General features: G+C 74.0%; 19 protein-coding genes. 12 read left to right on the top strand and 7 right to left on the bottom strand.

What is annotated here, in order from left to right; genetic code table 11:
* Positions 1–283 precede the first annotated feature (283 nt).
* The 6 genes from ACIA8O_RS06665 to ACIA8O_RS06640 all read left to right on the top strand — a co-directional run bounded on the left by ACIA8O_RS06665 (position 284) and on the right by ACIA8O_RS06640 (position 5222).
* Positions 284–1468, top strand: a complete 1185-nt coding sequence (locus tag ACIA8O_RS06665; protein WP_396292456.1) for a hypothetical protein — start codon at positions 284–286, stop codon at positions 1466–1468.
* Complete coding sequence (locus ACIA8O_RS06660) at positions 1468–2676, top strand: argininosuccinate synthase-related protein (protein ID WP_396292455.1); 1209 nt, start codon at positions 1468–1470, stop codon at positions 2674–2676. Before ACIA8O_RS06665 ends, ACIA8O_RS06660 begins: the two co-directional genes overlap by 1 nt.
* Entirely contained in the window at positions 2673–3095 is a 423-nt protein-coding gene (locus ACIA8O_RS06655; protein ID WP_396292454.1) for a hypothetical protein, read from the top strand. Before ACIA8O_RS06660 ends, ACIA8O_RS06655 begins: the two co-directional genes overlap by 4 nt.
* Complete coding sequence (locus ACIA8O_RS06650) at positions 3092–4306, top strand: acetyl-CoA carboxylase biotin carboxylase subunit family protein (RefSeq protein ID WP_396292453.1); 1215 nt, start codon at positions 3092–3094, stop codon at positions 4304–4306. Before ACIA8O_RS06655 ends, ACIA8O_RS06650 begins: the two co-directional genes overlap by 4 nt.
* Before the next feature lie 8 nt (positions 4307–4314).
* Entirely contained in the window at positions 4315–4950 is a 636-nt protein-coding gene (locus ACIA8O_RS06645; protein ID WP_396292452.1) for a hypothetical protein, read from the top strand.
* Between the two features lie 68 nt (positions 4951–5018).
* On the top strand, positions 5019–5222 hold the full coding sequence (locus ACIA8O_RS06640; protein ID WP_396292451.1) for a DUF6011 domain-containing protein: 204 nt from the start codon (positions 5019–5021) through the stop codon (positions 5220–5222).
* Positions 5223–5235: 13 nt separating this feature from the next.
* Here the strand turns inward: ACIA8O_RS06640 and ACIA8O_RS06635 are convergent, their stop codons facing one another.
* Positions 5236–5886: an HAD family hydrolase gene (locus ACIA8O_RS06635; RefSeq protein WP_396292450.1), complete on the bottom strand. Its 651-nt coding sequence runs from the start codon at positions 5884–5886 to the stop codon at positions 5236–5238.
* 128 nt (positions 5887–6014) lie between these two features.
* Here ACIA8O_RS06635 and ACIA8O_RS06630 point away from each other — a divergent pair, with 128 nt between their 5' ends.
* A complete protein-coding gene (locus tag ACIA8O_RS06630; protein WP_396292449.1) occupies positions 6015–6254 on the top strand; it encodes a hypothetical protein in 240 nt (79 codons plus the stop codon).
* On the opposite strand, the gene ACIA8O_RS06625 is transcribed toward ACIA8O_RS06630, so the two are convergent.
* Positions 6251–7435, bottom strand: coding sequence for a low temperature requirement protein A (locus tag ACIA8O_RS06625; RefSeq protein ID WP_396292448.1), 1185 nt, complete (start codon positions 7433–7435; stop codon positions 6251–6253). The two genes, ACIA8O_RS06630 and ACIA8O_RS06625, sit on opposite strands and share 4 nt — an antisense overlap.
* Before the next feature lie 129 nt (positions 7436–7564).
* Positions 7565–8230, bottom strand: a complete 666-nt coding sequence (locus ACIA8O_RS06620) for a 4'-phosphopantetheinyl transferase (protein WP_396292447.1) — start codon at positions 8228–8230, stop codon at positions 7565–7567.
* A 214-nt stretch (positions 8231–8444) separates the two neighbouring features.
* Between ACIA8O_RS06620 and ACIA8O_RS06615 the strand changes: the two genes are divergently transcribed.
* Positions 8445–9446 carry an aldo/keto reductase gene (locus ACIA8O_RS06615; RefSeq protein WP_396292446.1) on the top strand — a complete coding sequence of 334 codons (1002 nt, stop codon included), beginning with the start codon at positions 8445–8447 and terminating at the stop codon, positions 9444–9446.
* On the opposite strand, the gene ACIA8O_RS06610 is transcribed toward ACIA8O_RS06615, so the two are convergent.
* From ACIA8O_RS06610 to ACIA8O_RS06600, 3 genes are all read right to left on the bottom strand, one after another.
* A complete protein-coding gene (locus ACIA8O_RS06610) occupies positions 9403–10092 on the bottom strand; it encodes a response regulator (protein WP_396292445.1) in 690 nt (229 codons plus the stop codon). The genes ACIA8O_RS06615 and ACIA8O_RS06610 overlap by 44 nt on opposite strands.
* Entirely contained in the window at positions 10079–11185 is a 1107-nt protein-coding gene (locus ACIA8O_RS06605; RefSeq protein ID WP_396292444.1) for a sensor histidine kinase, read from the bottom strand. The genes ACIA8O_RS06610 and ACIA8O_RS06605 overlap by 14 nt, the downstream gene beginning before the upstream one ends.
* A 162-nt stretch (positions 11186–11347) precedes the next feature.
* Positions 11348–12226: a UbiA family prenyltransferase gene (locus ACIA8O_RS06600; RefSeq protein ID WP_396292443.1), complete on the bottom strand. Its 879-nt coding sequence runs from the start codon at positions 12224–12226 to the stop codon at positions 11348–11350.
* Positions 12227–12519: 293 nt separating this feature from the next.
* On the opposite strand from ACIA8O_RS06600, the gene ACIA8O_RS06595 reads away from it, so the two are divergent.
* Together ACIA8O_RS06595 and ACIA8O_RS06590 are read left to right on the top strand one after the other, a co-directional pair.
* Positions 12520–14208, top strand: a complete 1689-nt coding sequence (locus tag ACIA8O_RS06595) for a 2-isopropylmalate synthase (protein ID WP_396292442.1) — start codon at positions 12520–12522, stop codon at positions 14206–14208.
* A 218-nt stretch (positions 14209–14426) separates the two neighbouring features.
* Entirely contained in the window at positions 14427–17171 is a 2745-nt protein-coding gene (locus ACIA8O_RS06590) for an AAA family ATPase (RefSeq protein ID WP_396292441.1), read from the top strand.
* Here ACIA8O_RS06590 and ACIA8O_RS06585 read toward each other — a convergent pair.
* Positions 17111–17911 carry a thioesterase II family protein gene (locus ACIA8O_RS06585; RefSeq protein WP_396292440.1) on the bottom strand — a complete coding sequence of 267 codons (801 nt, stop codon included), beginning with the start codon at positions 17909–17911 and terminating at the stop codon, positions 17111–17113. The genes ACIA8O_RS06590 and ACIA8O_RS06585 overlap by 61 nt on opposite strands.
* A 160-nt stretch (positions 17912–18071) precedes the next feature.
* Here ACIA8O_RS06585 and ccrA point away from each other — a divergent pair, with 160 nt between their 5' ends.
* A complete protein-coding gene (gene ccrA / locus ACIA8O_RS06580) occupies positions 18072–19415 on the top strand; it encodes a crotonyl-CoA carboxylase/reductase (RefSeq protein WP_396292439.1) in 1344 nt (447 codons plus the stop codon).
* Between the two features lie 31 nt (positions 19416–19446).
* Positions 19447–21246 (top strand): 3-hydroxyacyl-CoA dehydrogenase family protein, encoded by a 1800-nt coding sequence (locus tag ACIA8O_RS06575; RefSeq protein ID WP_396292438.1) that lies wholly within the window; start codon positions 19447–19449, stop codon positions 21244–21246.
* The last annotated feature ends 22 nt before the right edge of the window (positions 21247–21268 follow it).

Genomic DNA, 21268 nt, shown 5'->3' with positions numbered 1-21268 from the left:
GGGCGTTGGCCCTGCTTGGCACGCATGCGGAGCCTTGGTGATCTATGCGCATTGAATGGACAAACCATGGCATTCCGTGTTCGCACAGCTGGTCAGAAAGTCGTTGACGGGACATGACACGCTCCGTACGATCGCCCCGATCTCGGTGATCTCTGCCCGGGCTCGCGGGGGCGGAAATCATTCATGGATTCCTCATGCTCCCGTCCGGTCCGGGCAGGGCCGTTTCCCTTCTTACTGAGGAGTCACTTTGACCGCGCAGGCACGCCTGGATTCCGGGTCGGGGGTGGAGAGGCACCTTGTCCTCGGTGACGTCTCCCACCAGTTCGCGGTGGCGCCGGCTCCGGAGCGGGTGCTCGTGGTCGCCGGGTTGGCGGCGGCGCCGGAGGACGGCGGCCGGGCGATGGAGGTGCTCCGCAGGCCGCTCGCCGCGGCGGGCCCGGTCACCGTGGCCGATCCCGACGGGGGCGTGCGTGCGGCACTGGACCCCGGGGAGCCCGTCGAGCTCTGGGCGGCGGGGCTCGCCCCCGCGCTGGCCGAGCTACTGAGGGGCCAGGGGGTCACTGAACTCCGCTCCTTGGCACCGCTGTTGGTGCTGCGCACGCACCGCTCGGCCGAGCGGCCGTGGACCGAGGTGCTGATGTGTGCCCGGGTCCGCGCCCAGGACACCGTCTTCGTCCGGGTCGCCCGCTTCGAGCACCCGGCGGACGCCCCGGCGGCCACCCTGGCGGCCCGTGGTCTGGAGCACGCCGGCCAGCTGCACCAGTACGTCCGGGTGGAGCGCTACGCCAACCACCAGTACGAACAGGGCACCGAGATCGAGCACAAGGTCACCCTGCGGGACGAGGTCTCGATCTGGGACGTCGCCCTGCACCTGTGGCGCGCGGTCGAGGCCGGGGAGTTCCCCGGCTACGTCACCGACCCGGGGTACGAGCTGACCCGCTGGCAGTACGACCAGCACAACTGGGACGTCACCGGCCCCGAGGGCCAGGGCGGCCACCTGTCGCTCCAGCTCACCCCGTACGGCACCTACACGCTCAAGCGCAAGGTCTTCCAGCAGGACACCCTGCGCCGCGAGCAGATCATCGTGCGCGGGGTGGAGATCCCCGACGGTGACCTGGAGGGCCATCTGCGGCGCGCCTACCCGGAGTTGGAGATCCGGCCGCTGCCGGCCCTGACCCGGGCCCGGTTCGACCTCAACGTGCAGTCCCTGGTCACCGGCAACTACTTCGGGATCGAGACCGACGAGGTGACGGTGCACGGCCTGCCGGGCACGGTGCTGCGCCAGGTGGAGACCGAGTACCTGCACACCCGCAGGCACGAGGGCATGGACCAGGCGGACGTGGACGCCGACATGGCCGAGCTGGCCGTGCTGATCGAGCGTCACCTGGCCGGCCGCGGCATCAAGGCCGAGGCCGGGCACCTGTCCAAGCTCGCGTTCCTGCGCGGCCTCGCGGGCGGTGAGTCCTGATGCCCCGGACGGTCCGCTCCTTCCACGACCTCGCCGCCGTCCTCGACCCGGACCGCCCGGTGGTCACGCTCTTCAGCGGCGGGCTGGACTCCACCTACCTGCTGCACCGGCTGAAGGGCGCCGGGGCCACCGACGTCCGGGCGATCAGCGTCGGCCTCGGCGGCGACGAGCAGGCCCCGCAGCTGCGGGAGCTCGCCGACCGGATCGGTGTGCGGCTCGAACTCGTGGACGCCCGTGAGGAGTTCGCCGAGGAGTTCGTCCGCCCGGCGATCGCCGCGCACGCCGTCTACCTCGACACCCATCCGATCAGCTCCTCGCTGAGCCGCCCGCTGATCGCCCGGATCGCCGTGCGCCGGGCCCGCGAGTGCGGGGCCGGGGTCATCCTGCACACCGCCAACCGCTCGCAGAACACCCTGCGCCGGCTCAACGGCGCGCTCGACCTGCTGGGCTTCGAGGGGCACTACGGAAGCCCCTACGACCTCCAGCCGGTGGACCGCGAGGTGAAGATCAAGGAACTGCTGGCGGCCGGTCTGGACACCATGGCCGAGCGCTCCGCCAGCGGCGACTCCAACCTCTGGTGCCGGGAGTTCGAGTCCGGCGTGCTGGACGACCCCGAGGCGCACGCCGTCCCCGCCTCGTACTACCGGTGGAGCGTGCCCCGGCCCGGGGCCGAGGCCGACCTGGCCGTCACCTTCCGCAGCGGCCTGCCGGTCGCGGTGGACGGCCGCGAGCTGCCGCTGACCGAGCTGATCGAGCACCTCAACCGGGTGGTCGGTGCCCACGGCCTGGGCCGCTACAGCGGATTGGAGCACCTCCCGGGCGGGGTCAAGGTGCTGGAGATCCGGGAGATGCCGGCCGCCTGGCTGCTGCTGGCCTCCCGCCGACACCTGGAGACCGCCACCCTGGACGCCGAGGCGGTCCGGGAGAAGATGCACGTCGAGCAGGTCTGGGTGCGCGAGGCGCTGGAGGGCCGCTGGTTCGGTGAACTCCGGGCCGCCTGCCAGGCGTTCGTGACGGAGCTGGCCGCCCCGGTGACCGGCACGGTGGTCTGGCGGCTGGCCGGCGGCACCGCCTCGACCACCTCGATCACGGCCGAGGACCCGCTGTACGTCCGGGACCGCGAGGCCTGGGAGCAGGCCTCCATCGACCAGGAGCTGTCGCACCACGCGGCGATGGCCGACCACGGCGTGCGGAGCGCGAAGTGGTGACGGCGGATCAGGCCGGCGGCCGGCTGGTGCTGGTGGACGCCGGTCCGGCGGCGGCCCGGGCCGCGCACCGCCTCGGCTGTCACACCGTCTTCGTCCAACTCCCCGGCTCGGCCCCGCAGGAGCTGGTGGACGACCGCTCCGGCTACTACTCGGTGGACTTCCTCGGCGAGGGCTTCCCGGCCTTCGTCGAGGAGGTGCTGCGCCCGCTGGCGCCGACCGGGGTGGTCTCGCCGAGTGCCCGGGGCCGGGCCCCGGCCGCGCTGGCCAACGCACTGCTCGGCATCGACGGCTCCCCGGCGGAGCTGGCCCGGCGGGCGGCGGCCCCCGCCGGGGAGGACCCGGAGGCCGGGGCGCTGTCGGCACTGCTCCCCGGCGAGCCGGGCCCGAGCACCGTTCCCGAGGGAGGAGAAGGACGTTGAAGCCACCGGTACTGTTCCTCAACAAGCACCCGTACGAGCACTTCAGCCGGGGCGGCCGGTACATCCTGCCGACCGACGAGGTCGAGCTGCACATCGTCTCGCGCAACCAGCGCTACGGCGGTGTCACCGGCTTCGCCGAGCACCCGCTGGCGCACGTCTCGCTCTGCGGCATCCACGACGAGGACCACTGGCGGGCCGTGGGCCGGTGGTCGGTCCGCCACCACGGGATCCGCCGGGTGATCGCGGTGCACGAGAAGGCGGTGCTGCTCGCCGCCGAGCTGCGCAGCGAATTCGGCCTGCCCGGCATGGACTTCGAGACCGCCGCCCGCTTCCGCGACAAGGTCAGGATGAAGGAGGCGGTCCGGAACGCGGGGGCCGCCGCCGTCCCCGGCTTCGCGGCGCTGGACTCCCCGGCCGACCTGGAGAAGCTGGACTGGACCGCCGGCCCCCGGAAGGTGATCAAGGGCCGGCGCGGCCTGGCCGCCAAGGACCTGTACGTGGTGGAGGGCCTGGAGGAGGCCCGCCGGGTGGTGGCCGGGCTCGACCTCTCCGGCGCGCGCTTCGAGGTCGAGGACTTCGTCCGGGGTGAGGTCTACCACTGCGACTCGGTGGTGCGGGACGGCCGGATCCTGTTCAGCAGTGTCGGCAAGTACCTTGCCGATCCGGCGAGTTACTCGCCCGGTGGGATCTTCGGCACCGTGCTGGTGCGCGAGGGCGCCCTGATGCGGCGGATCCTGGAGATGAACGAGAAGGTGCTGCCGGCGCTCGGACTGCGGGACGGCACCACGCACCTGGAGCTGTTCCACACCGACACCGACGACCTGGTCTTCTGCGAGGTGGCCGGCCGCCCGCCCGGCGGGATCATCCCGCCGGTCATCGAGCACCAGTACGGCTTCAACATCGTGGAGACCCAGATCCGCCTGGACGCCGGACTCCCGTTCTCGCTCGGCTCGGCCCTCGACTCCGGCCAGGACGCCTCCGCCACCGGCTTCATCGCCTTCTACCCGGACGCGAGCACCCCCGCCGGCATCCCGCCGCAGCGGTACGCCGAGCTCGGCATCGTGGAGTACCTGCCCAGCCCCGGCGCGGGCGACGGCCGCGGCGGCGTCAAGCACTCCACCGACTTCCGCGACTCCTACGTGGTCAGGGCCCCCGACAGCGGGACCCTGATGCGCCGGATCGCCGCCGTCGAAGACGCCTACCGCCGATGACGCCACCCGTGGACCAGCTCGTGAACGCCCTCGTCAGCCGGCCGCAGCTCGCCGTCGTCGGCACGGCCCAGGTGCTCGCCGCCCTCCGGGCCACCAGGAGGGAACTGCTCCTGGTGGTGCCGCCGGGGGTCGGGGCACTGGTGGAGATGGCCGGCCTGCGGTGGCTGCGCGGCCGGCCCGAGGTCCGGATCCGGCTGCACGTCCCCTCGCAGGAGGACGACCCGGTGCCGGACTGGGCCACCGGCCTGACCGGTGGTCAGGTCGAGCTGTTGAGGGTGCCGGACTGGACGCCCCGGATGGCCGTCGTGGACGGCAGCGTCCTGGTGCTCTCGCGCAACGGGCGGGACTACGCCGGGGGCGCCCTGCTCGGCCGCGACCTGCCGCTCACCCCGCTGCTGGTGCACTCGCTGGCCGCCGCGGGCACCGCCGAGCCGCGACCGTCCCCGGCGGAGGAGGCGCTGGACCCGCAGCTCGACGAGGTGCTCCACGAGCTCACGCTGGGCACCAAGGACGAGACGGCCGCCCGGAAGCTGGGCGTGCCGCTGCGCACCTACCGACGCCGAGTGGCCGGGCTGATGCGGGAGTTGGACGCGCAGAGCCGCTTCCAGGCGGGGTACCTGGCCGCCCGCCGGCAGCTGCGCTGACCGGGCCCGGGGCGGCCGCGGGTGGCCCGGCGGTGCTCCGGCGGCGGACGGTCCGTCAGACTGGCTCGATGCACTCCGACGAGCCCGCCCTGATCCCCGCCCCGGCCGGTGGCCCGGCCGCCGCCGAGCCGCCGGTGCTGCGCTGCCGCCGCTGCGGCCGGCCGCTGCACGACCCGGAGTCCCGCATCCTGCGCCTGGGCCCGGGCTGCCGGGGTCCCGAGGAGGGCACCAAGGTCGTGCCGGGGGAGCAGGACTCGCTCCCGGGGCTCTGAGGCGCGGCCGTGGTCAGAGCGAGGCGACCAGGGCCGGGAGGTCCCGCATGTCGGTGAAGACCGTGGTGCCCGGGCCCTCCAGCCGGTCGGCCGGGGTCAGGCCGCCCGCGTAGCCGAGCGAGCGCATGCCCGCCGCGCGGGCGGCCTGCACGCCGTAGCGGCTGTCCTCCACCACCAGGCAGGCGGCGGGGTCGACGCCCGAGCGCCGGGCCGCGTGCAGGAAGAGGTCGGGGGCGGGCTTGCCGTGGGGGACCTCGGTGGCGCTGAAGATACGGCCCTCGAAGTACGGGTACAGGCCGGTGCGGCCGAGCGTGTGCCGCATCTTGGCGTGCTCCCCGCTGGAGGCCACGCAGCTCGGCAGGGTGAGCCCGGCCAGCGCCTCGGCGATCCCGTCCACCGGGAGCAGCCCGGTGTCGACGGCCGCCGCGTGCCGTTCGGCGAACAGCTTCGTCCAGAGCGGCCCGGCCTCCGGCCCCAGCCGCTCGGCCCACTGCCCGGCGATCGAGGCGGAGGAGCGCCCGATGAACCGCTCGACCACCTCCTCCTCGGTGAGCGGCCAGCCCAGCTCGGCCCCGAGCCCGACGTTCACCCGGACGGCGATCCGCTCGCTGTCCACCAGGACGCCGTCGCAGTCGAAGATCACCAGTTCGATCGCTCTGTTCATCCGGGCAGGATAGGAGCCGCCGCCCGCCCCGGCTGACGGCGGGTCAGGGAATGCCGGATCGGGCCCCGGTTCGTGTACGGTTCGCGTCTGCCCCCGCATGCCCCGCCCCCGTGAACGATGGACCAGCCGTGAACCCGTACGACCAGCCCGCCGCGCCCCGCAGCACCACCGACCGACTGCTGCGCGCGGGCGCCCTGGTGTTCCTGCCGCCGGTCGCCGCGATCTGGCTCTGGGACTCGCGCCGCCTGCACGTGGCGGCCAAGCTGGCGCTCACCGTCTGGTGCGTGCTGGCCTCGCTGTTCTGGATCGACGTGATCATCGGCCCGAACGACAAGAAGCCGGCCGTCACGGCCGGGGCGTGGGTCTAGGAGCCGTCTCCTCGGGAGCCGTCTCCTCGGCGGGCCCGGATGTGGTGCCGGGAGAGCTTGGCCAGCAGGAAGACCAGGGCCGCCGCGCAGGCCACCGCCGCCCAGGCGGGCAGCAGGACGGACGCGGGGAGCAGCAGGCCGCCGGTGAGGACCAGGCAGGGCAGGTACCACGCCAGGACCCGGCGGACGCCGTCGCCGTAGCGCATCGAGATGGCGGCGTTGGCGGTGTAGAAGGCGAGCACCCCGCCGCAGAGCGCCCAGCGGGCGCCGGCCGGGAGGACGTGGTCGGGTTCGTCGACGGCGGTGCCGAGGGCGGCGGCGATCACGGTGATGCCGGAGACCAGGACGAACGGCAGGTACATCACGGTGTCCCGCATGGCCCGGGTTGCGTGGCCGCTCTGGGCCCGGGTCAGGCCCTGCGCGGCGTTCTCGGTGCCCCAGGTGAAGAAGATCATGGCCAGCTCGGCGACCACCACGAAGGCGAGCAGCGCCGTGAGCCCGGCCGCCGGGACGAAGTGCTCCTCCAGGGCCACCACCACGGTGAAGACGCTCTCGCCCAGCACGATCACCACGAACAGGCCGATCCGCTCCACCAGCAGCTCCACCGAGAGCCGGTCGTACGGCCCGGTGCCGAGGCCGGTCCGGACGGCCAGCAGCACCACCTCCAGCACGATCGCCACGCCCCAGAGCACGAACCGCGCGGTGGACGGCAGCGCCGCCGAGACCGCCCAGAGCGTGGCGGGCACCAGGCAGTAGAGGACCGGCCGCCAGAGCGGCAGCGGGTTGTCGGTGGCGCGGGCGTGCCCCCACCAGATCAGGAAGAGCACCAGCCGTACCCAGGCGGCGCCCAGCGCGTACGCCCAGGCCCGTTCGTGCAGGCCCTCGGGGGAGGCCGCCGCCATCAGCCCGAGCGCGGGCATCGCGGCCAGCAGCATGGCCTGGACGCGCGGGCGGCCGGAGCCGAACAGGTTGACGGTGACGGTCAGGTTGGCCCAGGCCCACCAGGCCGGGAAGAACAGCAGCAGGAACTCGGCGAAGTCCCCCGGCCCCGGGTCCCCGTGCAGTCCGTGGGCCAGCACGCTGACCGTCACCACGAAGACCAGGTCGAAGAACAGCTCGAACCAGCCCGCCCGGGGCTCGTCCGCCTCCGGCGCGGGGAGGTGGGTGCTCGCGTCGCTCACCGGGCCACTCTGCGGCAGCCTCCGGCGGTGGCGGGGAGGCCACGCCGAGGGGCGGGGAGCGGTTGCCTCCGGCGGTCGAACGGGGGTGTGGGCGGCCGGAGGTGAGGGGGTGTCAGGGAGCAGGGGGCGTCAGGGAGCGGGGGGCAGGACGACGATGGCGGTGAGGATGAGGCCGTCCTGGACCAGCCAGCGGCCGGTGAAGCCGGTCAGGGGAGCGCCGTGCACCTCGGGGCCGGGGACCAGGAGGCGGGCGGTGAAGGTGCCGTCGGCCGGGTCGGGGGTGACCAGGGCGTCCTCGAAGTCCAGCCAGGACTCGGCCAGCGGGAACCACGCCTTGTAGACCGACTCCTTGGCGCTGAACAGCAGTCTGTCCCAGCAGACTTCGGGCTGCGCCGCCCGGAGCTCACGGATCCGGGTCTCCTCGGCGGGCAGCGCCACGGACTCCAGCACGCCGGGGGAGAGTGGCTGGTTCGGCTCGGCGTCGATGCCGATCGAGGTGACCTCGCCGACCCGGCCGAGCACCGCGCCGCGGTAGCCGGTGCAGTGGGTGATGCTGCCGAGCACGCCGTCCGGCCACCGTGGTTCGCCGCGCAGACCGGAGCGGACCGGCGCCGGCGGGATGCCGAGCACGGCCATCGCCCGCCGGGCGCAGAGCCGGGCGGTGACGTATTCCAGGCGGCGTTTGGAAACCGCCTGGGATATCGCCTCCTCTTCGTCGGGGAAGAGGAAGGCATCCGGATCGTCCTCCCGGGTATCGGCGGAGAAAACGGAAGGACCGAGAATCTTCTCGATCATCAGGTGCCCCGTGCGGGGAATGCGGGGAATTCACGGTGGACGGCATTCACCCGGGTACCGTACCGCCCCGTCCGGAGCGGTGGAACGGCCCGCCGGAACGAGCCGGGTACCCCTTGTCGGGGCTGGGGCAGTAGGAGCGGGACAGGGGTTGAGGGGGCGTCGGGCCGTACCGAATGCTGGGAGGGTGGAGCGGGCGACCGGGAGGAGGGCGGCGATGGCGGCGGCGAGGCTGGGCGCTGCGGGGCCGCTGACCTCCCGGCTGGGCCTGGGCTGCCTGCCGCTCGGCGGCGCGTACGGGCCGGCCGATCCGGCCGGTGCGGTGCGGCTGATCCGGCTGGCGATGGACTCCGGTGTGGCGCTGCTGGACGCCGCCGACCTGACCCACCGCGGTGAGGTGCTGCGGCTGGTCGGCCGGGCGGTGGCGGACCGGCGGGACGAGGTGACCATCGCCGCGCACAGCAGGCCGGCCCGTGGACCGGCCCGGGCGGTGGGCGACCCGAGGGCGGTGGCGGCCGGGATCGAGGCCGCGCTGCGGCGGCTCGGCACCGACCACGTGGACCTCTACTACCTGCACCCGGGACGCTCGGCGGTCCCGATCGAGGACCAGATCGGCCTGCTGGCGGGCCAGGTGACGGCGGGAAAGGTGCGCCACCTGGGCCTGGGCGGCGGCACCGCCGAGCAGCTGGTCCGGGCGCACCGCACCCACCCGATCGCCGCCCTCGCGGTGGAGTACTCGCTCTGGCGGACGCGGGCCGAGCGCGAGCAGCTGCCGGCCGCCCGCCGGCTGGGCATCGGCGTGGTGGCGGTGCGGCCGCTCGGCCGCGGCCTGCTGACCGGCCGGCTCGCCGACCCCGCCCGGCTGGCCCCGGACGACCTGCGCCGGGCGGACCTGCGGTTCGCCCCCGGCCGGCTGGCCGCCGCCCGGGCCCGGCTGGCCGAACTGGAGCGCACCGCGGCCGGGTTGGACGTCGGGGCGGGTCGGCTGGCGCTGGCCTGGCTGCTCAGCCGGGGCGAGGACGTGGTGCCGGTGCCGGGCACCCGGGATCCGGTGCACCTGGAGATGAACCTGGCCGCGGCGGCGGTCCGGCTCCCCGAGGGGACCGGCGAGCGGCTGGCGGTGCTGTTCGAGGACCGCGCGGAGCGGGCCGGGCGGCGGGGCCGGGACGGCGCGGTCAGCCCGGGAAGCGGCGCACCTGCTGGTCCCGCTTCGGAGTGATCAGCGCGGCGGCGATCGCCTTGTTGACCGCGTCGATCCGGGAGACGGCGCCGAGCTTGACGAAGACGTTGCTCAGGTGGCGCTTGACGGTGGCCTCGGTGATCGCCAGCCGGGTGGAGATCTGACTGTTGCTCAGCGCGTCGGCGACCAGCTCCAGGATCTCCAGCTCGCGGGCCGAGAGCACCCCCTCGGAGGTCTGCTGCATCTGCGCCAGGCTGTCCCGGGAGACCGCCAGGACCATCCGGTCCGGCCCGCTGTGGACGCTGCGGATCGCGGAGAGCAGCTCCTGCCGGTCCACGCTCTTCAGCAGGTAGCCGCGGATGCCGGCGGCGATCAGGCGGCGCAGCAGCTGCGGCCCGTCGTACATGCTGAGCATGATGATCTGCGAGCGCGGGACGAGCGCGCGCAGCTGCTTCACGGTGTCGGTCGGCTCCCCGCCCGGGAGTTCGACGTCCAGCAGGATGATGTCGGGCAGGTGGCGGCGGGCCTCGGTGACCGCCTCGGTGCTGGTGGCGGCCTCGCTGACCACCACGATGTCGTCCTGCGACTCGAGGATCTCCCGCACCCCGGCCCGGACCAGGGTGTGGTCGTCCACCAGCAGGACGGTGATTCTGCCGTCGGGGGCGGTCCGGTCAGTTGGGGTCATGGCGGGCCCGTTCTGCGAGGCGGATGAAGACGTCGACCCGGGTGCCGGAGCCGGGGCGGCTGGTGATGGTGAGCCGGCCGCCGAGCAGTTCGGCGCGCTCCAGCATCGACGCGACGCCGACCCCGTCGGAGACCGGCGGGTCCAGCGGGTCGAAGCCCCGGCCGTCGTCCTCGACCGAGGCCCGGAGTTCGTGCGGGGTGATGTCGATGTTGATCAGCAGCATCGAGGCGGCGGCGTGCCGGACGGTGTTCCGGGCCGCCTCCCGGACCACCAGGAAGACCTCGTCGAGGGTGGCCGGCGCGGCCCAGCTCTCGTCGCCGTTGACCCGGAGCCGGACGGTCAACTGCTCGTCGGCCACCGTGCCGAGGTAGTTGTGCAGCGCCTCCTCCAGGTTCTGCAGCGGCTCCTGGGCGTGCAGGCCGGAGGTGACCGCGCGCAGCTGGTGCATCGACTCGCGGATCGCCTGCTGTGCGGTCTCCACCTTGGCGGTGGCCTTGGCCGGGTCGGTGTCCCGGTAGATGTCGTAGAGCTCCAGCTGGTGGTGGCTGACCGAGATGCCGTGGCCGATCCGGTCGTGCAGGTCCCGGGCGATCCGGCGGCGCTCCTCGACCTGGGCCTCGCGCACCCGGTTCAGCAGCACGCTGTTGTAGCTGGAGACCGACTCGCGCACCCGCAGCGCGATGCTCTGCTCCAGGGTGAGCGCCGCGACGGTCAGCGCGTTCAGCGACTCCGGTCTGGGGCCGACGAGTTCGGTCACTGCGGCGAGCGCCGTGCGGAAGAAGATGGAGGCGGCCTCCAGCGACTCCTGCGGGTGGATTCCGTCGGTGGCCCGGGTGGCGCCGATGTCCCAGGCGATCAGCTTGTATTTCTCGTTCACCTGGACGCGGTTGGCCCGTAGGGCGTTGGTCACGTCCTTGAGGATCTGCTCGGCGTTGGCGATCGCCTGGTCCAGCGAGTGCGGGTCACGGCTGATCAGACTTCCGGCCGCCCGGAGATTATCCGCGTATGAACGGAGTATTTCCGGACGCCTGGCTTCTAATTCCTCGGCGAGACCGTGAGCGTCGTCCCCCGATGCGCGCTCCGTGCATGACACCTGTTCAAGCTCCCTCGCCGGACGGATCACCGGGGCCCAAGCTAGCAGACCGGTCCTGGTAAGGCCCCGGACAATCAGGTCGTGGACCGGGCCGGAAGGGGGGCATATGCTCCGTTGACCGGTACGTGATATTCCGGTCCCGGCCCGGTCGGGGCGGCCGCGCTATCGCAGCAACGGCAGGCCGACCGTGCCGATCAGGGCGAGGTGGGCCAGGTGCTGGGTCCACATGAAGGCCTGGTACGGGCGCCGTTCGGCGGCCCGGTCGGCCGGGACGGGGGAGGTGACGCCCACGGCCGAGACCACCAGGGCACCGAGCAGGACGGTGAGGGCGGCGCCGAGCAGGGTGGTGTCGACCCGGGCGGCGGCGATCACGAAGCCGAGCCCGGCACCGGTGGCGACGCAGGCGAGCAGCAGGCGGGCCCGCCGCTCGCCGAGCACGATCGGCCAGGTGCGCCGGCCGGCCAGCCGGTCGCCCTGGACGTCCGAGAACTCCTTGGCGATGCCGCCGACCCCGCCCATCCAGAACGACATCGCCCCGGCGAACAGCAGCAGTGCCCGGCCGGCTCCGGCCCCGGCCGCGTCGGCCCCCGCGAGGTAGGTGAGCAGGCCGAGCCCGAGCCCGGCCCCGGTACAGGTGTAGAAGGTCCGTTTCAGCGGGAAGGGCCGGCCGGAGTAGGCGTAACCGAGCGTCAGGTAGCCGAGGCAGAGCAGCCCTTGGCGGGAGCCGAGCGACCAGGAGAGGGCGGTGCCGGCCAGGGCGAAGCCGCCGATCAGCGCGAGCGCGGCGCCGACCGGCAGCCGGCCGCTGGCGATCGGCCGGAGCGAGCCGTTCCGCCGGTCCTCGGCGCGGTCGGTCACCCCGTTGAAGGCGTAGACGGCGACCGTGGCGCAGAGCCAGCCGGCCGCGCCGGTGAGGATCCGCCCGGGCGCCGGCCCGGGGCCGGGCAGGCTGAGCACCGTGCCGGCCAAGTAGCGGAGGAACACCACCAGTTGGACGCTCGGCCGGGCCTCGCTGAGGCAGAGTCGGATGTACAGCAGCATGGTTGGCAACACGGCCCCCTTGAGTGTCCCCCGTCACTTCCGGCTCGAAGCCTATGAGGGTCGTCAAGAAGCGCCACCGGTACCGGAGACGGGTGAATGGGCCGGTCGGCGCCGCGCACTACAACTTTCGATGCAGGGCATGGCACCTTCGGCGGCCGGGGGCGCGACAACCCGGGGGTTGGCCTTGTCCCGGCCACGAACGGCTCCCTAGCGTGAGCTCAGGAATCCGGCACGAACTGTCGGGCCCCAGGGCGGTGGCCCGCGGGCCCCGGACCCCGAAAGGCCACGTCGAGATGGCATCCCGAACCCGGCGTTACCAGCCGTTCGCCCCGCTCTCCCTGTCGGACCGCAGTTGGCCGGACCGCGCCCTGGAGGCCGCGCCCCGCTGGCTCTCCACCGACCTGCGGGACGGTAACCAGGCGCTCGCCACCCCGATGACGCCCGAGCGCAAGCTCGCCATGTTCGACCTGCTGGTGGGCATAGGCTACAAGGAGATCGAGGTCGGATTCCCGACGGCGAGTCAGGACGACCACGACTTCGTCAGGTTGCTGATCGAGCGGGACCGGATCCCCGAGGACGTCCGGATCTCGGTCCTGGTCCCGGCCCGGGAGGAGCTGATCGAGCGCTCGGCCCGGTGCCTGGCCGGGGCGCGCAGCGCCACCCTGCACGTCTACAACGCCACCGCGCCGCTCTTCCGGGACGTGGTGTTCCGGATGGGCCGGGCGGAGTGCAAGGCGCTCGCGGTGCGCGGCACCGAGTGGATGATGAGACACGCCGAGCGGTACCTGGGCGACTGCGACCTGGGCTACCAGTACTCGCCGGAGCTGTTCAACGAGACCGAGCCGGAGTTCGCGGTCGAGGTCTGCGAGGCGGTGATGGACACCTGGGGGGTCGGCCCGGACCGGCCGATCGTGCTCAACTTCCCTTCCACCGTGGAGCGTTCGCTGCCGCACGTGTTCGCCGACCAGATCGAGTGGCTGGACCGCAACCTCTCCCGCCGGGAGCACCGATGTCTCTCCATCCACCCGCACAACGACCGTGGCACCGGGGTCGCCTCCGCCGAACTGGCGGTGCTGGCCGGGGCGCAGCGGATCGAGGGCTGCCTGTTCGGCGGCGGCGAACGGGCCGGCAACGTCTGCCTGGTGACGCTCGGGCTGAACCTCTACACCCAGGGCGTGGACCCGGGCATCGACTTCTCCGACATCGACCGGATCCGCCGCACGGTGGAGTACTGCACCGGCATGCCGGTCTCCGCGCGCCACCCGTACGGCGGTGCGCTGGTGTACACCGCCTTCTCCGGCTCGCACCAGGACGCGATCCGCAAGGGCTTCGACGCGCTGGCCGAGCAGGCCGCCGCCGAGGGCCGACCGGCGGACGAACTGCCGTGGCGCATGCCGTACTTGCCGATCGACCCGCAGGACGTGGGCCGGGACTACGAGGCGGTGGTGCGGATCAACAGCCAGTCCGGCAAGGGCGGGGTGGCGTACGTGCTGGAGGCCTGGCACGGGCTGCGGCTGCCGCGGGAGCTGCAGGCCGAGTTCGCCCGGGCGGTGCAGCTGGTCACCGACCGGACCGGGGCCGAGCTGGCCCCGGGGCCGGTGCGGTCGCTGTTCGAGCGGGAGTACCGGGTCGGCACCGAGCTCACCGGGCCGCTGGCGGTCCGCCGGGAGCCGGTCACCGCCGAACTGTTCGTCAACGGCACGGCCGGGCTGACGGAGGGTCAAGTGGACGAACTGACAGCGACGTTGGCACCCTGGGGGGTCGAGGTCCGGGCGGTGCACGGCACCGGGGCGGGCGCCGGGGCGCCCGGTGGTGAGGAGGTTGGGGAGGCGGCGGTGTACGCCCGGTGCACCTTCGACGCCGGCCCGGCCTGGGGCTTCGGACTGGCCCGGGACGTCCCGGCGGCGGCGTTCTCCGCCGTCCGGGCCGCCGCCGTCCGGGCCGGGGAGACCGTGGCTCCGGCGCTCTCGGGCCGGGACTGAACCGGCCGGCAATCGGGGAACTGCGCGCAGGGGAACGGCAGTACGTGCAACTGGCTGGCCTGCCCCGATCTGGCGCTGGTCCGCCTTCCGATTCGCGCCCACGCGGCGGAGCCGCACATCCGCAGAGCCTCGCGCCCCTGGGGCCTTCGGCCCCGGGTGACCGCCGCGCTGCCACATTGCAGGAGAGATGCCATGACACGGGGAGAGGACGGACGGGGATGATGCTGGTCGAGCGGGAGGCCGCGCTGTCGATGCTGGCCACCATGCTGGAGGACGCGCTGCGGGGCAGGGGCCGGATCGCCCTGGTCAGCGGCACCGTCGGAGTGGGCAAGACCGCACTGCTGGACGTCTTCACCGAGCGGGCCGCGGACCTGGGCGCGGTGGCGCTGACCGCGGTCGCCTCGGCCGCCGAGGGGGACGTCCCGTTCGGGGTGCTCGGCCAGCTGCTGCACTCCGCGCCGCTGACCGAGGCGGAGCGGGCCGAGGCGGAGCGGCTGCTCGCCCCGGCCGCCGCGGGGGAGCCGCTCGGCCACCCGACGGTGAACGGGCTCTGCCTGCTGCTGCTCGGCCTGGCGGAGCGTCAGCCGGTGGCGGTGGTGGTGGACGACGTGCACGAGGCCGACCAGGCCTCGCTGGCGGTGCTCGCCCACCTCTCCCGGCGGCTGCGCACCGCCCGGGTGATGGCGGTGCTGAGCCACGGTGACAAGCCGGCCCACCGGCACAGCGCGTTCCGGCTCGACCTGCTGCGCCGGCCGTACAGCCGGGGCGTGCCGTTGGCGCTGCTCGGCCCGGCCGGGGTGGCCGACCTGGCGGCCGAGCGGTTCGGTGCGGCGGCCGCCGCGGGGGTGGCCGCCGAGTACCACGCCGTCAGCGGCGGCAACCCGCTGCTGGTCGGCGCGCTGCTGGAGGACCACGCCACGGCGGTCCGGACCGGCGGGGCGCCGGACCTGCCCGCAGTGGGCGACGGCTACGGCCAGGCGCTGCTCTCCTGCCTGCACCAGGGCGGCCCGGCGCTGCTCCGGCTCGGCCACGGGCTGGCCGTGCTGGGCGCCCCGGACTCGCTGGACCGGCTGCTCGGGCTGGAGCGCGGGGTGGTGGCGCTGACGCTGTTCCGGCTGAACGCGGCCGGGCTGCTGGAGGCCGGCCACTACCGCCACCCGGTGGCCCGCTCGGCCGTGCTGATGTCGATGGAGCCGGCCGACCGGCTCGCGCTGCACCGCCGGGCGGCCGAACTCGCCCACCAGGACGGCGCGCCCGCGCCGGTGATCGCCGAGCACCTGGTCGCCGCCGACTGGGCGGAGCCGGACTGGGTGCTGCCGGTGCTGGAGGAGGCGGCCGGGCTGGCGCTCGGCGAGGGCCGGGTCGGCCCCGCGATCGACTACCTCAAGCTGGCCTGCCGGATCTGCGCCGACCAGCCCCGGCTGGCCAAGCTGCGGATGTCGCTGGTCCGGGCCGAGTGGCGGGTCAACCCCGGGGCACCGGCCCCGCACCTGGACGAGCTGACCGAGGCCCTGCGGGCCGGCCACCTGCCCGGCAGCGACGCCCTGGTGCTCGCCAAGGCCCTGCTCTGGCACGGCCGTTACCAGGACGCCAAGGACGTGCTGGCCACCGTGGCCGGCTCGGCCGCGGCCCAGGACCCGCAGACCGCGGCCGAACTGCGCACCACCCGGCCGTGGATGCGCTGCTCCTACGCCCCGTTCGCCGAGCTGGTGCCGGAGCCGGAGGAGGGCCGGCCGGGCGCCGCCGCGCCGAGCGTGAAGGTCAGTCACCGGCTGGACGCCGCCTCGGTGCTGGACACCGTGCTGAGCGAGGGGCCGTCCGAGCCGGTGGTGGCCGAGGCGGAGCGGATCCTGCGCAGCGCCCGGCTGGACGAGATGGGCATGGACACCGTGGAGTCGGCGCTGCTGGCGCTGACCTTCGCCGAGCGGGCCGACCGGGCCGCGCCCTGGTGCGACGGCCTGATCCAGGAGGCGGTGGACCGGCAGTCACCCGGCCGGCAGGCCCGGCTCTCCACCATCCGGGCCGAGATCAGCCTGCGCCAGGGCGAGTTGCCGCAGGCCGCCCGGTACGCCCGGCAGGCGCTGGAGATCGTGCCGCCGAGCAGCTGGGGCGTCGCGGTCGGCGCCTCGCTGGCCAGCCTGCTCACCGCGCTGACCGCGATGGGCCGGTACGACGAGGCGGTGGACCAGCTCACCCTGCCGGTGCCCGAGGCGATGCTGGAGAGCCGGTACGGGCTGCACTACCTGCGCGCCCGCGGCCGCCACCAGCTCTCGCTCGGCCGGTACGAGGCGGCGCTCGGCGACTTCCGGGCCTGCGGCGACCTGATGCACCGTTGGGGCCTGGACGTGCCGGGGCTGATCGCCTGGCGCAGCGACTGCGCCGAGACCCTGCTGCGGCTCGGCGAGCGGGACGACGCACGGCAGTTGGCGGAGGAGCAGCTCGGGCTCTGCACGCCCTCCTCGGTGCGCACCCGCGGGGTGGCGATGCGGCTGCTGGCCGGGACGTACGAGCTGCGCCAGCGGCCGGCCCTGCTGCGCAAGTCGGCCGACGTGCTGCGGGAGGCCGGGGACCGGTACGAGGAGGCGCTGGCGCTCACCGACCTCACCCGGGCCTACCAGGACCTGGGGGAGCTGCGCCGGGCCCGGCTGAGCGGCCGCCGCGCCTGGGAGTTGGCCCAGGAGTGCGAGGCCACGCCGCTCACCCGGATCCTCGGCGCCGAGCTCGGCCAGCGCGGCGACGGGCCGGACGGCGCCGAGGAGGCCGACCGCTCGACCGCCGAGCTGGTGCTCAGCGACGCCGAGCGCCGGGTCGCCGAGCTGGCGGTGCACGGGTACACCAACCGGGAGATCGCCAAGCGGCTCTACGTCACGGTCAGCACCGTGGAGCAGCACCTGACCCGGGCCTACCGCAAGCTCAACGTGGGCCGCCGCAGCGACCTGCCCTCGGCGCTCGGGTCGCGGTGAGCCAGCCGCTCGGTGATGGTCTCCAGCACCGCGGGCAGCTGCTCGGACAGGTAGAAGTGGCCGCCCGGGTAGACCCGGAGGTCGAACCCCTCGGTGGTGTGCTCGGACCAGCGGCACGCCTCCAGCGGGGTGACCTTCGGGTCCCGGTCGCCGGTGAGCACGGTGATCGGGCAGCCGAGCGGCGGGCCGATCCGGTGCCGGTGGGTCTCCACCGCCCGGTAGTCGGCCCGCAGCGTCGGCAGCAGCATCCTCATCAGCTCCTCGTCGCCCAGGAGTTGGGCCGATGTTCCGTCCAACGCCCTCAGGTCGTCGAGGAGTTGCTCGTCCGGCAGCAGGTGGGTGCGGCCCCACTCGGGCAGGCACGGCGGGCGCCGGCCGGAGACCATCAGCTGGACCAGCCGGACCCCGTGGGTCTCCAGCCGGCGGGCCACCTCGAAGGCCAGCAGGGCGCCCATGCTGTGGCCGAACAGCGCCAGCGGCAGGTCGGTGTACGGCAGCAGGGCGGCGCAGATCCGGCCGGCCAGGGTGTCCAGGTCGTCCACCGGCGGCTCGGTGTGCCGGTCCTGGCGGCCCGGGTACTGCACCGCGAGCACGTCCACCTGGGGGGCCAGCGCCCGGGAGGCCGGGAAGTAGAAGCTGGCCGAGCCGCCCGCGTGCGGCAGGCAGACCAGCCGGACGCGGGCGCCGGGGGCGGCGTGGAAACGCCTGATCCAGAGATCGGCGGCGGTCGGTTCCGTCATGTCCTTTTCCTTTCCTGGGGCCTGGTGGAAAAAATCTCGCAGCGCCCGGAAGGGAATGGCAACCCCTAGCGCGGCAGGCTCGGAAAGCCCCGGACCGTAGGGCCGGGAACGTGCCGCTAGGGGTTATCCGCCACCGGCCACCGGCCTACGGTCGATTTCCATGAAGGAAATCATCGAAACGATTCTCTCCGGTGGGGCGGTGGCCGCGGACTACGCCGCCCTGCCCGTGCCGGAGGCCTACCGCGGCTGTCTGGTCCGCAAGGAGGACGCCGGCATGTTCGCCGGGGCGGCCGGCCGGGACAAGGACCCGCGCAGGTCGCTGAGGGTCGAGGAGGTCCCCACCCCGGAGCTCGGCCCGGGCGAGGCGCTGGTCGCCGTGATGGCCAGCGCGGTCAACTACAACACGGTGTGGAGCTCGATCTTCGAGCCGGTCTCCACCTTCGGCTTCCTGGAGCGCTACGCCCGCTCCGGCGGCCCGGCCGCGGCCCAGCACGACCGGCCGTACCACGTGCTCGGCTCGGACCTGTCCGGCGTGGTGCTGCGCACCGGACCGGGCGTGCGCCGCTGGCGGCCGGGCGACGAGGTGGTGGCGCACTGCCTCTCGGTCGAGCTGGAGAGCCCGGACGGGCACGCCGACACCATGCTCGACCCGGAGCAGCGGATCTGGGGCTACGAGACCAACTTCGGCGGCCTGGCCGAGCTCGCCGTGGTCAAGGCCAACCAGCTGATGCCCAAGCCGGACCACCTGACCTGGGAGGAGTCGGCCTGCTCCGGGCTGGTCAACTCCACCGCCTACCGCCAGCTGGTCTCCCGCAACGGCGCGGGGATGAAGCAGGGCGACGTGGTGCTGGTCTGGGGCGCGGCCGGCGGGCTCGGCTCGTACGCCACCCAGCTGGCGCTGAACGGCGGCGCGCTGCCGGTCTGCGTGGTCTCCAGCCCGGAGAAGGCCGCACTGGTCCGCTCGATGGGCGCCGAGCTGGTGATCGACCGCTCGGCCGAGGACTACCGGTTCTGGAAGGACCCGCAGACCCAGGACCCGGGCGAGTGGCGCCGGTTCGGCGCCCGGATCCGCGAACTGACCGGCGGCGAGGACGTGGACGTGGTGCTGGAGCACCCGGGCCGGGAGACCTTCGGCGCCTCGGTGTACGTGACCCGCAAGGGCGGCACCGTGGTCACCTGCGCCTCCACCTCCGGCTTCATGCACCAGTACGACAACCGCTACCTGTGGATGCACCTCAAGCGGATCGTCGGCACGCACTTCGCCAACTACCGGGAGGCGTGGGAGGCCAACCGCCTGATCGCCCGCGGCATGGTCCACCCCACCCTGTCGGCCGTCTACCCGCTGGCCGAGGCCGGCCGGGCCACGGCCGACGTGCACGCCAACCGGCACAGCGGCAAGGTCGGCGTGCTCTGCCTGGCCCCCGAGGAGGGCCTGGGCGTCCGCGACCACGCACTGCGCGCGAAGCACCTGCCGGCCATCAACCGGTTCCGCAGCACCACCTGACGCCATGTCCGAGATGCAGGAGGCAGTGACGATGAGAGAGCTGACGACGGAGCAGACCCGGCGCACGATCGGGATCGTGGGCCTGGGCACGGTCGGGGAGGCGCTGCTCGGCCTGGCGGCCGCGGCCGGCCACCGGGTCATCGGCGTCGACCGCGACCCGGCGGTGCTGGAGCGGGTGGCCCGCCGGGCGGCCGCCGCCCGGGCCGCGGCGGACGGCACGGCGGACGGCGGGCCGGCCGGCACGGTGCTCGTCACCGGACGGGCCGTCAGCTTCGGCACCGACCCGGCCGAGCTGGCCGCCGCCGACCTGGTGGTCGAGGCGGTGCCGGACCACCGGAAGACCAAGATCGAGGTGCTCCGGATGCTGGACCGGGTGTGCGCGCCGGGCACCCCGCTGGTCACCACCGGCTCGGCCACCGCCGTCTCCTACCTGGCGATCGCGGCCGGCCGCCCCGGGCACACCGTGGAGCTGCGCTGCTTCCTGCCGCCGGGCGGCGCCGGCGGCGTCACGCTGACCGGCACGGCGACCACCGCGCCCGAGTGCCTGGCCGCCGTCCGCACCCTGGTGCAGGAGCTCGGCCTGACCGAGGCGGCCATCGGCGCCCGGACCGGCGACGCCGCGACGGCCCTGGTCTACGGCTACCTGAACCGGGCCGTGGACCTCTACGAGCAGGGCTACGCCCGGGCCGGCGACATCGACGCCGCCATGCGGCTCGGCTGCGGCCTGCCGTACGGGCCGCTGGAGCTGCTCGACCGGATCGGCCTGGACACCGCGCACGAGGTCCTGACGGGCCTTCACCAGTCCGTCGGCGCCGCCTCCTTCGCGCCCGCGCCGCTGCTCACCCGGATGGTCGAGGCGGGCCTGCTGGGCCGCAAGACCGAGAGCGGGTTCCACACCTACGACGGCCTGGGCGCCCGGATCGACCGGGCCGCGGCGGACGGCGCGGGCGCCCCGTGCGAGCTGCGCCGGGTCGGGGTGCTCGGCTCGGGCGCGATGGCCCGCGGCATCGCCGAGGTGGTGGCCGGCGCCGGGTACTCCACGGTGCTGGTGGCCCGCAGCCGGGAGAAGGCCGAGGCCGCGCTGGCCGCCGTCGGCGACTCCCTCCAGCGCGGGGTGCGGCGCGGCCGGATCGCCGCGGAGGCCAAGACCGCCACCCTGGGCCGGCTGACCGGCACCGAGGACCTGGCCGCGCTGGCCGGCTGCGACCTGGTGGTCGAGGCGGTGGCCGAGGACCTGGCGGTCAAGCAGGAGCTGTTCGCCCGGCTGGACGGGATCTGCCGCCCGGACGCGGTGCTGGCCACCACCACCTCCAGCCTCTCGGTGGCGGACTGCGCCCGGGCCACCACCCGGCCCGGCCGGGTGCTCGGGCTGCACTTCTTCAACCCGGCCCCGGTGATGCGGCTGGTCGAGGTGGTCCGCACCGAGCGGACCGACGAGGCGGTGCTGGCGCTGGGCCGGGCGTTCTGCGCCCGGCTCGGCAAGACCGGGGTGGACTGCCCGGACCGGGCCGGCTTCATCGTCAACTACCTGCTCTTCCCCTACCTGGGCAGCGCGGTGCGGATGCTGGACCGCCCCGACATCGGGGTGGAGGAGCTGGACGACGCGGTGACCCGGGGCTTCGGCCACCCGATGGGGCCGTTCGCCCTGCTGGACGCCGTCGGCCTGGACGTCTCGCTGGCCATCCTGCGGCAGCTGCACGAGGCGTTCCAGACCCCGGAGTTCGCCCCGGCCCCGCTGCTGGAGCAGTTGGTGCGCCTCGGCCACCTGGGCCGCAAGACCGGCCTCGGCTTCCGGGCGGTGCCCCGGCACAGCGCCGTCCTGGCGGGCTGACCGCGGGCCCGAGGAGACGGAA

This window comes from Kitasatospora sp. NPDC051853 (genome assembly GCF_044452665.1).
Classification (GTDB): Bacteria; Actinomycetota; Actinomycetes; order Streptomycetales; family Streptomycetaceae; genus Kitasatospora.
The sequence above is the reverse complement of the archived record's forward strand: the minus strand, read 5'-3'. Positions and strand labels throughout refer to the sequence as shown.

What these genes read in the sequence shown, in the direction of transcription:
- ACIA8O_RS06660 (WP_396292455.1), top strand. Translation starts at nt 1,468, where the DNA reads ATGCCCCGGACGGTCCGCTCCTTCCACGACCTCGCCGCCGTCCTCGAC.
- ACIA8O_RS06640 (WP_396292451.1), top strand. Translation starts at nt 5,019, where the DNA reads ATGCACTCCGACGAGCCCGCCCTGATCCCCGCCCCGGCCGGTGGCCCG.
- ACIA8O_RS06635 (WP_396292450.1), bottom strand. Translation starts at nt 5,886, where the DNA reads ATGAACAGAGCGATCGAACTGGTGATCTTCGACTGCGACGGCGTCCTG.
- ACIA8O_RS06620 (WP_396292447.1), bottom strand. Translation starts at nt 8,230, where the DNA reads ATGATCGAGAAGATTCTCGGTCCTTCCGTTTTCTCCGCCGATACCCGG.
- ACIA8O_RS06615 (WP_396292446.1), top strand. Translation starts at nt 8,445, where the DNA reads ATGGCGGCGGCGAGGCTGGGCGCTGCGGGGCCGCTGACCTCCCGGCTG.
- ACIA8O_RS06610 (WP_396292445.1), bottom strand. Translation starts at nt 10,092, where the DNA reads ATGACCCCAACTGACCGGACCGCCCCCGACGGCAGAATCACCGTCCTG.
- ACIA8O_RS06600 (WP_396292443.1), bottom strand. Translation starts at nt 12,226, where the DNA reads ATGCTGCTGTACATCCGACTCTGCCTCAGCGAGGCCCGGCCGAGCGTC.
- ACIA8O_RS06595 (WP_396292442.1), top strand. Translation starts at nt 12,520, where the DNA reads ATGGCATCCCGAACCCGGCGTTACCAGCCGTTCGCCCCGCTCTCCCTG.
- ACIA8O_RS06590 (WP_396292441.1), top strand. Translation starts at nt 14,427, where the DNA reads ATGATGCTGGTCGAGCGGGAGGCCGCGCTGTCGATGCTGGCCACCATG.
- ACIA8O_RS06585 (WP_396292440.1), bottom strand. Translation starts at nt 17,911, where the DNA reads ATGACGGAACCGACCGCCGCCGATCTCTGGATCAGGCGTTTCCACGCC.
- ccrA (WP_396292439.1), top strand. Translation starts at nt 18,072, where the DNA reads ATGAAGGAAATCATCGAAACGATTCTCTCCGGTGGGGCGGTGGCCGCG.
- ACIA8O_RS06575 (WP_396292438.1), top strand. Translation starts at nt 19,447, where the DNA reads ATGAGAGAGCTGACGACGGAGCAGACCCGGCGCACGATCGGGATCGTG.